Source organism: Nonomuraea sp. CX421, assembly GCF_059358955.1.
The window spans coordinates 86,534-101,569 of record NZ_JCADBK010000020.1 but is presented as its reverse complement, the minus strand read 5'-3'; the positions used below and the strand labels follow the sequence as shown (position 1 = coordinate 101,569).

Here is a 15,036-nt window from a genome sequence, read left to right as displayed (position 1 = left end):
TCCGGCTTACCCGAATTCATCTGAAAGACTCTCGCAGAAACGCCGCAGAAACCGTCTCATGTGAGCCTTACCACACGCTGAGGAAAAGGAGGGAAGATGCGCCAGTTGACCGCACTCGACGCGCAGTTCCTCAACGTCGAGTCCGCGACCACCGCCGCTCACGTGGCGGGTCTGGCGATCCTCGACCCGGCCGACGGCTCGGTCAACCGTGAGACGCTCGCCGCGCTCCTGCTGGAGCGACTCCACCTGTCACCCGCGCTGAGCCTGCGGCTGGTGCGGGTGCCGTTCGACCTCGACCGCCCCTACTGGGCGGCCGACCCCGACTTCGACATCGGCAACCACCTGTTCGAGGTCACCCTGCCGCGGCCCGGCGACGACCGGCAACTGGCCGACGAGGTGGCCCGCATCCATGCCCGCCGGCTGGACCGCGCCCATCCGCTGTGGGAGATGCACCTGATCCACGGGCTGGCCGACGGCCTGATCGGCGTCTACACGAAGGTGCACCACGCGGCCATCGACGGCGTCTCCGGCGCCGAGACCCTCGCCACCCTCCTCGACCTCACGCCCGACACCTGCCACGCCACCTCCGGGCGCTCCCGGCGCGGCACGGCCGCAGCCAAGGCGGCCAAGACCCCGGCCAAGACCCCGGCCAAGGTGGTCAAGGCGGCGTCGGGCGTGCTGGACGGCCAGGAGGCGGCCGGTCCGGGCCTGGTCGAGATGCTGGCCGGCGCCGCCGTGCGGACGGCGACCCATCCCGTGCGGGCCCTGCGGGCGGCGGTCCGGGCGGCCGGCGACCTCGACGCGATCCCGCTCGCCGCGACGCTGCCCGGCGCGAAGGCCATCGCGCAGGCGGCCAGGTTCGTGACGGGCGACCGGCACCACCGGCCCGAGCTGCCCCGGCTCTCCGCCCCTCGCACGCCGTTCAACGGCCCGATCAGCGCCCGCCGCCACCTGTCGTTCGGGTCCGTGTCGCTGAAAGACGTCAAGAGCATCGCTCGCGCTCACGGCATGAGCGTCAACGACATCGTCATGGCGCTGTGCACCTCCGCCCTGCGGTCGTGGCTGATGGAGCGCGACGCGCTGCCCGAGCAGCCGCTGATCGCGGCCGTGCCCGTCGCGGTCCGTACGGCCAACGCCCAGGACCTGGTCGGCAACCAGATCTCCGCCATGGTGGCCCCGATGCCCACCGACATCGCCGACCCGCAGGCCCGGCTGCGGAAGGTGGGCTCGACCATGAACGCGGCCAAGCGCCGCTTCGTCACCGCCCCGGCCGGCTGGCTGCTGGAGCTGTGCTCGTTGCTGCCCGCGCCGGTGACCAGCGTGGCGAGCCCGGCGTTGTTCCGGCTGGCGTCGGCGGTGCCGCCGATCAACCTGATCATCAGCAATGTGCCCGGCCCGCAGTTCCCGCTGTATCTGTGCGGGGGGCGGATCCTCTCCTACTATCCGCTCTCGGTGCTGACCGACATGACCGGCGGCGTCAACATCACCTGCTTCTCCTACGACGGCATGCTCGACTTCGGCATCGTGGCCTGCCCGGACCGGATGGACGACGTCTGGGGCATGCTCGGCCACCTGCGGACCGCGCTCGACGAGCTGCTAGACGAGCGAGTGGGCGATGAGTTTCGCGACGGCGTCGGGATCGATCTGGTGGCCGGTTAGCTGGCACAGGTTCTCCTGGTAGAGCAGCACGGCGGCGAACGTGGCCGCCGCGACCTCCAGCCTGGCCGCGTCGCCCCGGCTGCCCGGCAGGGCCAGTTCGAGCGCGAACTTGGCCCGCCTGATCAGCTCTCCGTTGAGGCGGCCGAGCCGTTCCCTGACCGAGCCGTGCGTGTCGGCCTCCCGGAACAGGATGCGCCGCATCGCCGGCGAGGCGTGCAGCGGCAGCCGGCGCGCCAGCCCGGACAGGGTGCCGGCGGGATCGCCGGGGACGGCGTCGACCTCGCGCGACTCCTCGATCAGCGTGCGCTCGTCGACGAGTGCCACCAGCACGTCGATCTTGCGTGGGAAGTAGTGGAAGACCAGCCCCTTGGGCACCCTGGCCAGCCGGGCGATGAGCGCGGTCGGAGTGGCGTCGTATCCGCCGCCGGCGAACAGCTCCTCGGCCGCGTCCAGAATGCGCGTACGCGCGTCACCGATCACCACAGCCGCACCCTAACCGGCACACGCCGGGCACCACCATGCCGCGAACGGGAGACCCTCGTGACGGTCGGTCACCGGACGCCGATGGCCTCCGTCAGCATGGGGTAGGCCCGGTGCAGCTCCCGCTGCCAGGAGGCGTGGTCGTGCCCGCCGTGGTGGAAGTGGGTGCGCACGGGGATGCCCAGCTCGCCGAGCCGCCCGGCGAACTCCCTGGCCGCCCGGTTGGCCAGGTCCTCGACCAGGTCGCCTTCACCGGCGGCGACGTACAGCCGGACGCCCTTGAGCTTGCCGGCCTGGTCGTAGGGGTTGTGCGCGCGCCAGACGGCGCGCTGCCGCTCGGGGTCGCCCCAGAGGCGTTTCCAGTCGGTGCCGAAGCAGCCGACCGTGGTGCCCGCCATCACGGCCTGCGGCACGCCGGGGTGCAGGATGTGCACGGCTCCGCTGAACGAGGCAGCGGCCTTGAACCCACCCTTGGCGGCGTACAGCATGGCGCCCTGCCCGCCCATCGAGTAGCCGGCGACGGCGCGCTCGCCGTCCGCCCGGTAGCGGGACCGCAGCAGCGGCAGCAACTCCTTGAGGTGGTAGCTCTCCCAGCGGGGCGGGCCGCCGGCGCCGCCGTTCCACCAGTCGGAGTAGCTGCCGCACTTGCCGCCGTCGGGCATCACGACCATCAGGCCGGAGTCAGCGGTGAGCGCGGCGACGTCGGTTCTGGCCGTCCAGGAGGTGTGGTCGTCGAGGCCGCCGTGCAGGAGCCAGAGCGCGGGCCAGTCGCGCCGGGACTCCCATCCCCTGGGCAGCAGGAGGCGAACCTTCGTGGTGGCGTCGAGCGCCCGCGACCTGATCGTCAGCTCCATCCTGCGCTCGTCGAGCCGCTTCTCCTCGACCACCTCGGCGGCGTCATGGTTCTGGGGCGGCGTCGAGGAGGGAGAGGCTGCCGGGACCGGCGGCTCGTCTCCCCACGGGAGCACCGCGAGGAGCGCCGCCACGACGAGCACACAGAGTCCGCCGGCGACGATCGCGCCGACCAGGCATCCACGCAACCGGAGGGCCATGGAGTCTCCTTGTTGGATGCGCGGATAATAGCGCTATGAGATCGATAGGCACCACGGCCCTGACCGTGTTCCCGATAGCCCTGGGCGCCAACGTCTTCGGCTGGACCGCCGACAAGAAGACGTCCTTCGAGGTGCTCGACGCCTACGTCGAGGGCGGCGGCAACTTCATCGACACGGCCGACTCCTACCCGTACTGGGCGACCGGCGAGTCCACATCAGAGACGATCATCGGCGAGTGGATGGCCAAGCGCGGCAACCGCGACTCGATCGTGCTCGGCACCAAGGTCGGCATGCTGGAGGGGTTCAAGGGCCTGGCGCCCGCGAACATCCGCGCCGCGGTCGAGAGCTCCCTGCGCCGGCTCCGTACCGACCGCATCGACCTCTACTGGGCGCACATCGACGACCGTGACACGCCGCTGGCCGAGACGCTGGCCGCGTTCGACGCGCTGGTGCGCGAGGGCAAGATCCGCTACATCGGCGCCTCCAACTATGAGGCCGACCGGCTGGCGGCGGCGCTGAAGATCTCCGACGACGAGGGCCTGGCCCGCTACGTCGCGCTGCAGCAGCAGTACAACCTGGTGGAGCGCGGCTACGAGGGTGCCCTGCGGGAGGTGACGGCCCGGGAGGGGCTGTCCAGCACGCCGTGGTCCTCGCTCGCGCGCGGCTTCCTGACCGGCAAGTACGCCCCGGGCGTCACGGTCGACAGTCCCCGGGCTGGAGGGGCCGCCGGATACCTTGAGACCGAGCGGGGGCCGCGGACCATCGAGGCGCTGACCAAGGTGGCGGCCGAGCGCGGGGTCGAGCCCGCCTCGGTGGCGCTCGCCTGGCTGGGGGCCCAGCCCACGGTCGCGGCGCCGATCGCCAGCGCCCGTGACGTGTCGCAGCTCCAGCCGCTTCTGGCCGCCGCCGGGCTCAGGCTCGGCGCCGAGGAGCTCCGGCTGCTCGACGAGGCCTCCCGCCCCTGACCGCGCGTGCGCGGAGACGCCCCTGATCGCGCGGGTACGTGTACGGGGCGCCCCGCGTGCGTGAGACACGCCCCGCCCTGCTCGGTCCAGGGCCGGGCGGGGTGTCTCGCGGCAAGGTCAGTGGCTTCGCTCGACGAGGGACAGGCAGAGGTCGCGTAGTTCGGTGGCCTCGGGCAGGCACTCGACGACGATCTCCATGGCCGTCGTGAGGTGCAGCCGCGCCTGGTCCAGGGCCGCGGTGCGGCCGCCCGCCTCGATCACGAGTGCGGCGGCACGGCGTACCTCGTCGTCGTCCAGGGCGCCGGAGGCGAGCAGGCCGGACAGCTCGCGGGCGGCCCGCCCGGCGGGGCGCGCCTCGGCGAGCGGCGAGGACGGGGCGAGGGCGGCGAGGACGGGCAGCGTCTTCTTGCCGCGACGCAGGTCGTTGTGGATGGGCTTGCCGGTGACGGCCGGGTCTCCCCAGAGGCCCAGCAGGTCGTCGACGATCTGGAAGGCGACGCCCAGCTCGCGGCCCATCGTCCAGAGGGGTTCGGCCAGGCCGGGCGCGCCGCCCAGCGCGACGCCCGCCGCGGCGGCGGCGCCCAGCAGGCCGCCGGTCTTGCCCGCCGCCATCTGGGTGTACTCCTGGACCGTGACCTCGCCGGGGCCGGTCCACGGGCGGTTCTCGAAGGCCATGTCCTCCGTCTGGCCCCGCACCAGCTCGATCAGGGCCCGCGACAGGTAGCGCATCGCGACGGGAGCGTCCGTCAGCTGATCGACCGCGAGTGCCAGCAGCGAGTCGCCGGCCAGCAGCGCTGGGCCCACGCCGTAGGCCTTCCAGAGCGCCTCGCGGTGCCGGCGCCGCTCGTCGTGGTCGATGATGTCGTCGTGCACCAGCGAGAAGGCGTGCACCAGCTCCACCGCCACCGCCCCGGGCAGCGCCGCCTCCGCGGGCGCGCCGACGGCCTCGGCGCAGAGTATGGCGATGGTCGGCCGCAGGTGCTTGCCGCCGCCGGCCACCAGGGGCCCGCCGTCGGCGTCGGACCACCCCAGCGTGTGGGCGGCCATCTTGGCGCCCCACGGGTGTAGTGCGGAGACCGCTTCTCGAAGGGCTGGTTCGAGCAGTCGCCGGCAGCGCGCTGTCGCGTCGCCGCCGGGGCTGCTCGCTGCCTGATGGCTGACGTCCACGTGGTGCTCCTGCCGAAGTGCGATCTTGAATCTATACGCACGATCATGTGATAATCCAGCCCAGAAACGCACTTTTGCGGGAAATATCCCGTCATGCGTGACGGGCAGGTCGAAGGAGCATACGTGCCCATTGGGGGCATTTCGACACGTAAAGCTACCAATGTCCCCTTCTTAGCCTCTTTGACCAGGAACGCGCGCACGCCGATCGACGCCTTCGTCGAGGCGAGCGAGCGAGCCGGCGGCGAGCTCGTCCGGCTCAACATGGGCCCGTTCCGCCCGTATCTGGTGACCCACCCCGACCACGTCCAGCATGTGCTGATCCAGAACCAGCCCAACTTCGTCCGGGAGGGCATGTTCTGGAAACCACTGGCGCCGCTGCTCGGCGAGGGCATCCTGTCGGACGGCGAGACCTGGGCGGAGAGCCGGCGGATCCTGCAGCCGCTCTTCACGGCCAGGTACGTCAACTCGCTGGCCGAGCAGATGGCTGTGATCATCAACGAGCTGATCGAGGAGACGATCACCCCCGGCCGGCCGTTCGACATCGCCAAGGGGATCTCGGCCATCGTGCACCCGACGATCGTCCGGCTGTTCTTCGGCTCGAAGATCTCCGTCGCGGACATCCAACGGCTGGTGCCGGCCTACGACGTCGCCGTCACGGCCAAGGCCGTCCGGCTGCTGATGCCGTTCGTGCCGCAGGGCGTGCCGATGCCCGGTGACCGGGCGTTCCGGCGTGCGATCAAGACCATCGACGGGGTCGTCTACCCCCGGATCCGGGAGGCCAGGGCACGGGCCCTGGAGAGCCCGGGTGAGGAAAGCACCGACGTCGTCTCACGCCTGGTCAAGGCCCGCCAGGACGTGGCGGGCGAGGAGGGCGATCGCCGGATCAGGGACGACCTGGTGGCCATGCACGGAGCCTCCACCGAGACCTCGGCCACGGCGCTGACCTGGGCATGGCCGGTCCTCGACGCCCACGCGGACATGGCCGCGAAGGTGTACGAGGAGATCGACCGGGTGGTCGGCGGCGACCCGGTCAGCACCGCGCATCTGCCGCACATGCCGTACCTGCGGATGTTCGTCAACGAGCTGCTGCGCCTCTACCCGCCGGGCTGGATCCTGCCACGCATGGCGGTGGCCGCGGACGTGGTCGGCGGGGTCGCGATCGAGGCCGGCTCCACCGTGCTGCTCAGCCCGTATCTGACGCACCGGATGGCGGAGTTCTGGGACTCGCCGTCGGTGTTCGACCCGGACCGGTTCGCGCCGGGGCGGGAGGCGGGGCGGCACCGGTACGCGTACTGGCCGTTCGGTGCGGGCCCACACGTGTGCCTGGGGCAGCATCTGTTCTTGATGGAGGCGCCGCTGGTGATCGCCGGCATCCTGCGCAGGTACCGGCCGGTGATGCGCCTCGACCGGCCGGTGACTCCGCGGCTGGCCTCCTCGCTGCGGCCCCCGTCCGGGCTGACGATGACCCTTGTGCCGAGGGGGCGCTCGTGAACGATCCTGGCGCGTTGCACATCGCCGGGCGGACGTGCGCGCTCGCGGTGGCGGGCGGGCGCGAGCTGGAGCGGTGCGCGGCACGGTACGACGGCCTGTTCCCCCGTGAGTCCTTCGACTCCGGCCTCTACGGCTCGCTGGCGATGGCCGGGGCGTTCGGCTCGCCGTGGGCGAGCGTGGCGGGGCTGCGCGTGGTCAACCGGGCGTCGCTGCTGGTGTTCGCGGTGGACCGGCTGTTCGACGAGGAGGCGGCCTCGCGGGACGACGTGGCGGCGCTGACGGGGACGTGCCTGGCGGCCGTGGCCGGCTCGGCACCTGTCTCCCCCGTCGCCCGCTTCCTTGCCGACCTGCGTGCCGAGCTCACCACCGCACGCGCCTTCGCCACGCTGGAGGCGGACTGGCGTGACCGGCTGGAGCGCATGCTCACCGCGATGGCCCGCGAGTGGGAGTGGAGCCGGGGCGGGAACAGGCCCGCCCGGGAGGAGTATCTGGCCAACGCCGACAGCAGCGGCGCCCTGTTCATCGCCGTCTCTCACTGGATCTACACCGGCGAGGTCAGAACTCCCGGGGACCTGGCGCGGCTGCGTGCGGCGGGCGAGACGGTGCAGCGCTACCTGCGGCTGCTCAACGACCTGGCCACGCACCGCAGGGAGTCGGCCTCCGGTGACGTCAACGCTCTCACGATCGGCATGACGGCGGACGAGGTCAGCGTGCGCATGGCGGAGCTGTCGAGCGAGGCCGCCGCGCTGATCCAGCCGGTGCGCGGCGACCATCCCCGGGCCGCCGAGTACCTCTGGTGGCAGCTCCACTACAGCGCCGGCTTCTACGGGCTGTCCGACTTCTGGGCTTCGAGAGAGCCGTGAGCGAAAGAGCACTGAGCGTGAGAGCACTGAGCACTGACATCGCACGGCGTGCCGCCGATCTGATCGCCGGCCTCATGGCCACCCCGTGGGGCCAGGTGTCCCCCTCGGTGTACGAGACGGGGCGGCTGGTCACGCTGGCCCCATGGCTCGTCGGTCATCCGGAGAGGATCGCGTTCCTGCTGGCCGAGCAGGGAGAGGACGGCTCGTGGGGCCAACCGGGCGGATACCGTCTCGTACCGACGCTGAGCGCGACGGAGGCGCTGATGAGCGCGGCGCGCGACGGCGACCGCGAGGTGCTCCTGTCAGCCGCGAAGGCGGGGCTGGAGGCACTGCGTCGCATGCTGACGCAACCGGCCGAGCTTCCGGACACCCCGGCCATCGACCTGATCGTGCCGTCGCTGGTGGCGCTCGTCGACGCGCACGGGTTCGGCGATCCGCTGCCGCGTCCGGCAGGACTGGACGGTTCCCGGCTGGGGCTGGTCAGGCACATGCTGGAGTCCGGCACGGAGCCGCCGCGAAAGGTGTTGCACGTGCTGGAGGCGATGGTGCCGCAGCGGATGGACGGCATGCTGCCCACGCCGATCGGCACGGTCGGCGCGTCGCCGGCGGCCACGGCCGCGTGGCTCGGAGGCTCCGCGCCGTCCGATTCGGCCGACTTGGCCAGGTACCACCTGGAGGCGGTGGCCGAGCGGTTCGGCGGACCGGTCCCTGTCGGGCTGCCGATCACCGTTTTCGAGCGCGGCTGGGTGCTGAGCTGGCTGACCAGGGCGGCCGTGCCAGTGGAGGTGCCGCCGGAGATGATCGCCGACCTGCGGGCGGCGATCGTCCCGGAAGGCGCGCCGGCGGGGGCCGGGCTGCCCGCCGACGCGGACACCACCAGCGTCGCCCTCCATGCGCTGGCCCTGCTCGGCGTACCATGCGACCCCGCGTCGCTGCTGCTGTTCGACACGGGCACGCACTTCTGCACCTGGCAGGGCGAGGACGGCTTCTCGCCCAGCGTCAACGCGCACGTGCTGGACGCGTTCGGCCAGTACGTGCGGGCGAGGCCCGCCGCCGCCGGGCGGTACGGGGCGGTGATGGCGCGGGTGGCCGGGTGGCTGGCCGGGCGGCAGCGGCCTGACGGGAGCTGGGAGGACCGGTGGCACGCGTCGCCCTACTACGCGACGCTGGGCTGCGCGCTGGCGCTGGGCGAGTTCGGCGGACCGGAGCACGCCGACGCCGTGCTGCGGGCCCGGGAGTGGGTGTTGGCCACCCAGCGGGAGGACGGGTCGTGGGGGCGGTGGACGGGCATCGCGGAGGAGACCGCGTACGCCGTGCAGACCCTGCTGCTGTCAGGACCAGAGCCGGACGAGCGGTGCAAGCGGGCAGCGGGGCGCGGATACGACTATCTTCTACAGGTGGTCGATCTGCCGCATTTACCACCAATGTGGCATGACAAGGACCTATACTCGCCGACAGCAATTGTGCAAGCCGCGATCCTGGCGGCCCTACACGTGACAGAACGCCACCTACAACACGAATTTAACCGGCAAAACGGGACATAGCGGCCTAATGGTGGCGTTTTGTGTTGAGGGAGTAATAGCGCATTGCTAGGGTGACCCGAGTGTCAGATTCCTGGTATGCCCCTTTTGCCGTCTTGACAAAGCATGCTTACGGCGCTTTTCCGCTGGGTGGGCCCAATGCGCTTCCGTAACGCCAGCGTCAGGTCCAAAATCACGGCCCTGATCGTGTCGCTCACCCTGTTGTGGGCGTTCGCCGCGTGGGTGACGCTGCGGGAGGGCGTCAACCTGATCGGGGCGGCCGCCGTTGACGCCCAGTTGGTCGAACCGAGTGAGCCGCTCCTCGTCGAGCTGCAGCGCGAGCGCCGCCAGACCATCGCCCGCGTGGGGGGCGGGGCCAGGATCGTCGACAAGGCCCTGCGTGACCAGCGCGCGCGCACCGACGCGGCCCGCGCCGAGTTCGCCACCTCCCTTGACAGCTCCAGCTTGGCCCTGGCCGCCGACGACGCGCTGATCGCGCGCGCCAGGGATGTGCTGGACGAGCTGACCAAGCTGGACACGGCCAGGAAGTCGATCGACTCGGGCCGGGTCGGCACCTCGCAGGCCGTGACCGCCCCGTACAACAATGTGATCGACTCCCTCTACCGCATGTACGACTCGGTGGCGGCGTTCGACGACAAGGAGATCGCCAAGGACGGGCGGACCCTGTCGGAGATCAGCCGCTCGCGCGAGTTGCTGGCGCGCGAGGACGCACTCATGGCCGGCGTCTTCGCCAGGGGCGTCTTCACCGGCGACAGCCACGCCGAGTTCGTCTCCACCGCGGGCATCTTCCGCTACACGCTGGCCGAGGCCATGTCCAAGCTCCCGGAGGAGGACCGGACGGCCTACGACCGATGGATGAAGAGCGCGCACGCCACCCGGGTACGGGCAATGGAGCAGCAGCTCATCCAGCACGAATCCGGCACCGGCCCACTGCCTGTCGACGCCGAGGAGTGGCGCAAGGCGACCGAGTCGACGCTGACGGACATGCAGGCGGTGACCCTCGCGGCGGGCGACCGCCTGGCGGAGCGCATCGTCCCGATCGCCGTGGGCGTCGTCATCCGCCTGCTCCTGGCCGGTGGCCTGGGCCTGCTGGCGGTCATCGCCTCGATCGTGCTGTCGATCACCACGACGCGGCAGCTGCTCGCCCAGCTCAGGAAGCTGCGCGACGCCGCGCACGAGCTGTCGGACGAGCGGCTGCCGAACGTGGTCGAGCGGATCGGCCACGGCGAAGTGGTGGACGTCACGAAGGAAGTGCCCGACCTCGACTTCGGCGACGACGAGATCGGGCAGGTCGGTCAGGCGTTCAACACCGTGCAGCACACCGCCGTCAGCGTCGCCGCCGAGCAGGCCGAGCTTCGGCGCAGCATCCGCGACATCCTGCTCAGCCTGGCCCGCCGGACGCAGGGCCTGGTGCAGCGGCAGCTGACCGTGCTGGACGTGATGGAGCGCCGGGAGACCGACCCGGAGGAGCTGAAGGAGCTCTTCCGCCTGGACCACCTGGCCATCCGGATGCGGCGCAACGCCGAGAACCTGATCGTGCTCTCCGGCTCCTCCCCCGCCCGAACCTGGCGCCGCTCGGTGCCCATGGTGGACGTGGTCCGCGGCGCGCTCGCGGAGGTCGAGGACTACACCCGCGTGACGCTCATGCCGATGGGCGACGTCGTGCTGGTGGGCCGGGCCGTCGGTGACGTCATCCACCTGCTCGCCGAGGTGATCGAGAACGCCGTGTCGTTCTCCCCGCCCTACACCTCCGTGCAGGTCAGCGGGCAGCTCGTGGCCAACGGCTACGTCATCGAGATCGAGGACCGCGGTCTCGGCATGAAGCCCGAGGACCTGGACGCCGCCAACGAGCGCATCGCGGACCCGCCGGAGTTCCGCATCACCGGCACCGCGCGGCTCGGTCTCTACGTGGTCAGCCGGCTGGCCGAGCGCCACGGGATCCAGGTGGTGCTGAAGTCCTCGCCGTACGGCGGGACCACGGTCGTCGTGCTGCTGCCGCCGGAGCTCGTGGAGCAGGAGGAGACCCCCAAGCCTCCCGACGACATGCCGCGAGCCGGTCTGCCGCGCAGGCCGACGGCCGTCGCCACGGCGACCCGTCCGGCCTCGGCCGAGAACGTCCGCACGCTCAACGTCGCCTCCTCGCGCCGGGCGCTCACCTTACAGCCCGACGTGCCCCAGGAGCAGGCGGCGCCCGTCCCCCGCGAACCGGAGACCGAAGGGGAAAGCGATGTGAAGCCCGCCGAGTTCACGCCCTCGGGCCTGCCACTCCGGGTGCCTCAGGCCAACCTGGCGCCCGCCCTGCGCGAAGAGGCCCCTGCCGTACAGACCAGCGACAAGGAAGACGATGACGAGCGCTCGCCGGAAGAGATCAGGGCCATGATGGGATCCCTCCAGTCGGGCACCCGGCTGGGCCGGACCGAAGCCGCCAAGCTCATCGAGGACCAGCAGCCGGGAGGCTCCACGTGACACCGACTTCTGGCACGGATCTCAACTGGCTCCTCGACGACCTGATCGGCCGGGTCAAGGACGCCGAGCACGCCATCGTGCTGTCGTCCGACGGGCTGCTGATGGCCTCGTCGGCGGGGCTCGAACGGACCGACGGCGAGCACCTGTCGGCGGTCTCCTCCGGGTTGCAGAGCCTGGCGAAGGGCGTCTCCGAGCACGTCGGAGGCGGCGCGGTCAAGCAGACGGTCGTGGAATGGCGCTCGCAGTTCCTCATCGTGACCGTCGCGGGAGAGCGCGCCTGCCTGGCCGTGCTCTGCGCGCAGAACGCCGACATCGGGCTGATCGCGTACGAGATGGCCATGCTGGTGGCCCGCGTCGGCCAGTACCTCACCTCGGCGGCGCGGACCGGCGGGGCCGTCGCCGGGAGCGACCGGTGAACGGCCCGGACGAACCGGGCGAGGACCACTGGATCGACCCGGAGATCATCCGGCCGTACGTCGTGACGCGCGGGCGCACCCGCCCGGCCCACGGGAGGTTCGATCTCATCTCCATGGCGCTGGCCGTCGGCCCCCCGCCGGGCCCGGAGGCCGGCCTCGACCCCGAGCATCTCCGCATCCTGCGGCTGTGCCGGGAGCCGAAGTCGGTCGCGGAGATCGCCGCCCATCTGAACCTGCCCGCGGGCACGATCCGCGTGCTGCTCGGCGACCTGTTCGACAGAGAACTCGTATCGGCCCAGGAACCGCAATCCGAGGTGGACATGCGTGACATGAAGATGTACAGGGCGGTGCTCGATGGTCTTCGATCGCTCTGAACGCCCGCGTATCCCGACCGCGATCAAAATCCTGATCGCGGGCGGTTTCGGTGCGGGAAAGACCACGATGGTCGGCGCGGTCTCCGAGACCCGGCCGCTGCGCACCGAGGAGGTGCTCACCGATCGCGGAGTCGGCATCGACGACCTGACGGCGGTGGAGGCCAAGCGCACCACCACCGTGGCGATGGACTTCGGCCGCATCACCCTCAGCGACGAGTACGTCCTCTACCTGTTCGGCACTCCGGGGCAGGAGCGGTTCTGGTTCGTCTGGGACGAACTGGCCGAGGGCTCGCTGGGCGCGGTCATCCTGGCCGACACCCGCCGCCTGGCCGACTGCTTCCCCTCGGTCGACTACTTCGAGCGGCGCGGCACGCCGTTCGTGGTGGCGGTCAACTGCTTCGAGGGGTCGACCACGTTCGAGCTGGACGAGGTACGGCTGGCGCTCCAGCTCAACCCCTCGATCCCGATCATCATGTGCGACGCGAGGAAGCGCGATTCAAGCAGGGAGGTGCTCATCGCGCTGGTGAAGCACTCCGCCCGGCTGCGGGCCGAGCCGGTGAGCTCTTAGGGGCCCAAGGGCCCGGCCGTGACGGGACGACCGGGCCCCCTTCGCCGAGCGGGGATCAGTGCTTGGTGGCCTGCTCGGCGCCGACGCCGGTGAGCGAGCGGACCTCGATCTCGGCGTACTTGGCCGCGTTGTACTCCTTGCTCAGCACGGTGCCGAGCCAGCCGCACAGGAAGCCGAGCGGGATCGAGATGATGCCCGGGTTGCTGAGCGGGAACCAGGCGAAGTCGGCCGTCTTGAACAGCGACGTCGGCCCGCCGGACACCACCGGGGAGAAGATGACCAGGACGAGCGCCGAGACCAGGCCGCCGTAGATGGCGCTGACCGCGCCGGCCGTGTTGAACCTCTTCCAGAACAGGCTGTAGAGGATGGCCGGCAGGTTGCCGGAGGCGGCCACCGCGAACGCCAGCGCCACCAGGAACGCGACGTTCTGCCCCTGCGCCAGGATGCCCAGGCCGATCGAGACGGCGCCGATGACGAACGCCGAGACGCGGGCCACCAGCACCTCCTCTCGCTCGGTGGCGGTGCCGCGTTTGAACACGTGCGCGTACAGGTCGTGGGCGAAGCTGGAGGAGGAGGCCAGCGTGAGGCCGGCCACCACGGCCAGGATCGTGGCGAACGCGACCGCGCCGATCAGCGCCAGCAGGATCGTGCCGCCCACGTCCCCGAGGAACGTCTCGCCGATGGCCTTGGCCAGCAGCGGCGCGGCCGTGTTGCCCGCGGCGTCGGCGGCGGCGATCGCCTTGCTGCCGACCAGGGCCGCGGCACCGAAGCCGAGGACCAGGGTGAGCAGGTAGAACGTGCCGATGATGCCGATGCCCCAGAGCACCGACTTGCGGGCGTCCTTGGCGGTCGGGACGGTGTAGAAGCGGATCAGGATGTGCGGCAGGCCCGCGGTGCCGAGCACCAGGGCGAGGCCGAGGCTGATCAGGTCGATCTTGCCGGCCAGGCCCTGCGCCTCGGTGCCGTACTTGAGGCCGGGGATGAGGAAGTTGCCGCCCTTGCCGCTCTGCGACGCCGCCTCGCCCAGCAGGGACGAGAGGTTGAAGCCGTAGTGCGCCAGGACGAGGACGGTGATCAGCGCCGCGCCGCCCATCAGCAGCACGGCCTTGACGATCTGCACCCAGGTGGTGCCCTTCATGCCGCCGAACACCACGTACACGATCATGAGGGCGCCCACGCCGACGATCGTCCACGCCTTGCCGGCGGGCGAGGTGACGCCGAGGAGCAGGCCGACCAGGGCGCCGGCGCCGACCATCTGGGCGAGCAGGTAGAAGATGCTGACCGTGATCGTCGAGACGCCCGCGGCGGTGCGCACCGGGCGGGGGCTCATCCGGAAGGCCAGCACGTCGGCCATGGTGAACTTGCCGGAGTTGCGCATCAGCTCAGCGACGAGCAGCAACGCGACCAGCCACGCCACCAGGAAGCCGATGGAGTAGAGGAAGCCGTCGTAGCCGGACAGGGCGATGATGCCGGCGATGCCCAGGAAGGACGCGGCCGACATGTAGTCGCCGCCGATCGCCAGGCCGTTCTGCGCGCCGCTGAAGGACCGGCCGCCCGCGTAGAAGTCGGCGGCGGTCTTGTTCTGCCGGCTGGCCCTGAACGTGATCACCAACGTCAGCGCGACGAAGGCGAGGAACAGGATCGTGGCCAGGAGTTCGGAGTTCACTGCGTCTTCTCCTCGACCTCGTGGCGGAGCTTGTCGGCGATGGGGTCGAGCTTCTTCTCGGCGTGCCGGGCGTAGGCCCAGGCGATCAAGAACGTCGACACGAACTGGAGCAGCCCGAACAGCAGCGCCACGTTCAGGTTGCCGACGAGCTTGATGCCCATGAAGTCACGCGCCCAGCCCGACAGCACCACGTACAGCAGGTACCACACCAGGAAGGCCACGGTCATCGGGAACGTCCACCGGCGGAAGCGCCGCTTCAGATCCTGGAATTCGCTGCTCTCCTGAACTTCCTCATAGACGGATGCGTCATGTTCTCTGGTTGTCACGA

At 70.8% G+C, this 15,036-nt stretch carries 14 protein-coding genes; 9 read left to right on the top strand and 5 right to left on the bottom strand.

Annotation, left to right across the window (positions count from 1 at the left end):
• Positions 1-96 precede the first annotated feature (96 nt).
• Positions 97-1,659 carry a WS/DGAT/MGAT family O-acyltransferase gene (locus AC5L3X_RS29065; RefSeq protein WP_494861130.1) on the top strand — a complete coding sequence of 521 codons (1,563 nt, stop codon included), beginning with the start codon at positions 97-99 and terminating at the stop codon, positions 1,657-1,659.
• On the opposite strand, the gene AC5L3X_RS29060 is transcribed toward AC5L3X_RS29065, so the two are convergent.
• The gene (locus AC5L3X_RS29060) at positions 1,597-2,142 is read right to left on the bottom strand and encodes a TetR/AcrR family transcriptional regulator (RefSeq protein WP_358489334.1); all 546 of its coding nucleotides are present in this window, start codon (positions 2,140-2,142) and stop codon (positions 1,597-1,599) included. The two genes, AC5L3X_RS29065 and AC5L3X_RS29060, sit on opposite strands and share 63 nt — an antisense overlap.
• Positions 2,143-2,210: 68 nt before the next feature.
• Positions 2,211-3,191: an alpha/beta hydrolase gene (locus AC5L3X_RS29055; protein WP_494861128.1), complete on the bottom strand. Its 981-nt coding sequence runs from the start codon at positions 3,189-3,191 to the stop codon at positions 2,211-2,213.
• Positions 3,192-3,226: 35 nt separating this feature from the next.
• Between AC5L3X_RS29055 and AC5L3X_RS29050 the strand changes: the two genes are divergently transcribed.
• The gene (locus tag AC5L3X_RS29050; RefSeq protein ID WP_494861127.1) at positions 3,227-4,156 is read left to right on the top strand and encodes an aldo/keto reductase; all 930 of its coding nucleotides are present in this window, start codon (positions 3,227-3,229) and stop codon (positions 4,154-4,156) included.
• 117 nt (positions 4,157-4,273) lie between these two features.
• Here the strand turns inward: AC5L3X_RS29050 and AC5L3X_RS29045 are convergent, their stop codons facing one another.
• Positions 4,274-5,323: a polyprenyl synthetase family protein gene (locus AC5L3X_RS29045; protein ID WP_494861125.1), complete on the bottom strand. Its 1,050-nt coding sequence runs from the start codon at positions 5,321-5,323 to the stop codon at positions 4,274-4,276.
• Positions 5,324-5,416: 93 nt separating this feature from the next.
• Here AC5L3X_RS29045 and AC5L3X_RS29040 point away from each other — a divergent pair, with 93 nt between their 5' ends.
• The 7 genes from AC5L3X_RS29040 (at position 5,417) to AC5L3X_RS29010 (ending at position 13,042) form a co-directional block, all read left to right on the top strand.
• Complete coding sequence (locus AC5L3X_RS29040) at positions 5,417-6,814, top strand: cytochrome P450 (protein ID WP_494861124.1); 1,398 nt, start codon at positions 5,417-5,419, stop codon at positions 6,812-6,814.
• Positions 6,811-7,677 (top strand): terpene synthase family protein, encoded by an 867-nt coding sequence (locus tag AC5L3X_RS29035; RefSeq protein WP_494861123.1) that lies wholly within the window; start codon positions 6,811-6,813, stop codon positions 7,675-7,677. Before AC5L3X_RS29040 ends, AC5L3X_RS29035 begins: the two co-directional genes overlap by 4 nt.
• Before the next feature lie 17 nt (positions 7,678-7,694).
• Positions 7,695-9,221 (top strand): prenyltransferase/squalene oxidase repeat-containing protein, encoded by a 1,527-nt coding sequence (locus AC5L3X_RS29030; protein ID WP_494861122.1) that lies wholly within the window; start codon positions 7,695-7,697, stop codon positions 9,219-9,221.
• Positions 9,222-9,356: 135 nt separating this feature from the next.
• The gene (locus AC5L3X_RS29025; RefSeq protein WP_494861121.1) at positions 9,357-11,684 is read left to right on the top strand and encodes a sensor histidine kinase; all 2,328 of its coding nucleotides are present in this window, start codon (positions 9,357-9,359) and stop codon (positions 11,682-11,684) included.
• Positions 11,681-12,100 (top strand): roadblock/LC7 domain-containing protein, encoded by a 420-nt coding sequence (locus AC5L3X_RS29020; protein ID WP_189127035.1) that lies wholly within the window; start codon positions 11,681-11,683, stop codon positions 12,098-12,100. Before AC5L3X_RS29025 ends, AC5L3X_RS29020 begins: the two co-directional genes overlap by 4 nt.
• Positions 12,097-12,474, top strand: coding sequence for a DUF742 domain-containing protein (locus AC5L3X_RS29015; protein WP_189127034.1), 378 nt, complete (start codon positions 12,097-12,099; stop codon positions 12,472-12,474). Before AC5L3X_RS29020 ends, AC5L3X_RS29015 begins: the two co-directional genes overlap by 4 nt.
• Positions 12,455-13,042, top strand: a complete 588-nt coding sequence (locus AC5L3X_RS29010) for a GTP-binding protein (protein ID WP_494861119.1) — start codon at positions 12,455-12,457, stop codon at positions 13,040-13,042. The genes AC5L3X_RS29015 and AC5L3X_RS29010 overlap by 20 nt, the downstream gene beginning before the upstream one ends.
• 55 nt (positions 13,043-13,097) lie before the next feature.
• Here the strand turns inward: AC5L3X_RS29010 and AC5L3X_RS29005 are convergent, their stop codons facing one another.
• Both AC5L3X_RS29005 and AC5L3X_RS29000 read right to left on the bottom strand, forming a co-directional pair.
• Entirely contained in the window at positions 13,098-14,708 is a 1,611-nt protein-coding gene (locus AC5L3X_RS29005) for a monocarboxylic acid transporter (protein ID WP_494861118.1), read from the bottom strand.
• Positions 14,705-15,034 carry a DUF485 domain-containing protein gene (locus AC5L3X_RS29000; protein ID WP_494861116.1) on the bottom strand — a complete coding sequence of 110 codons (330 nt, stop codon included), beginning with the start codon at positions 15,032-15,034 and terminating at the stop codon, positions 14,705-14,707. The genes AC5L3X_RS29005 and AC5L3X_RS29000 overlap by 4 nt, the downstream gene beginning before the upstream one ends.
• Between the last annotated feature and the right edge of the window lie 2 nt (positions 15,035-15,036).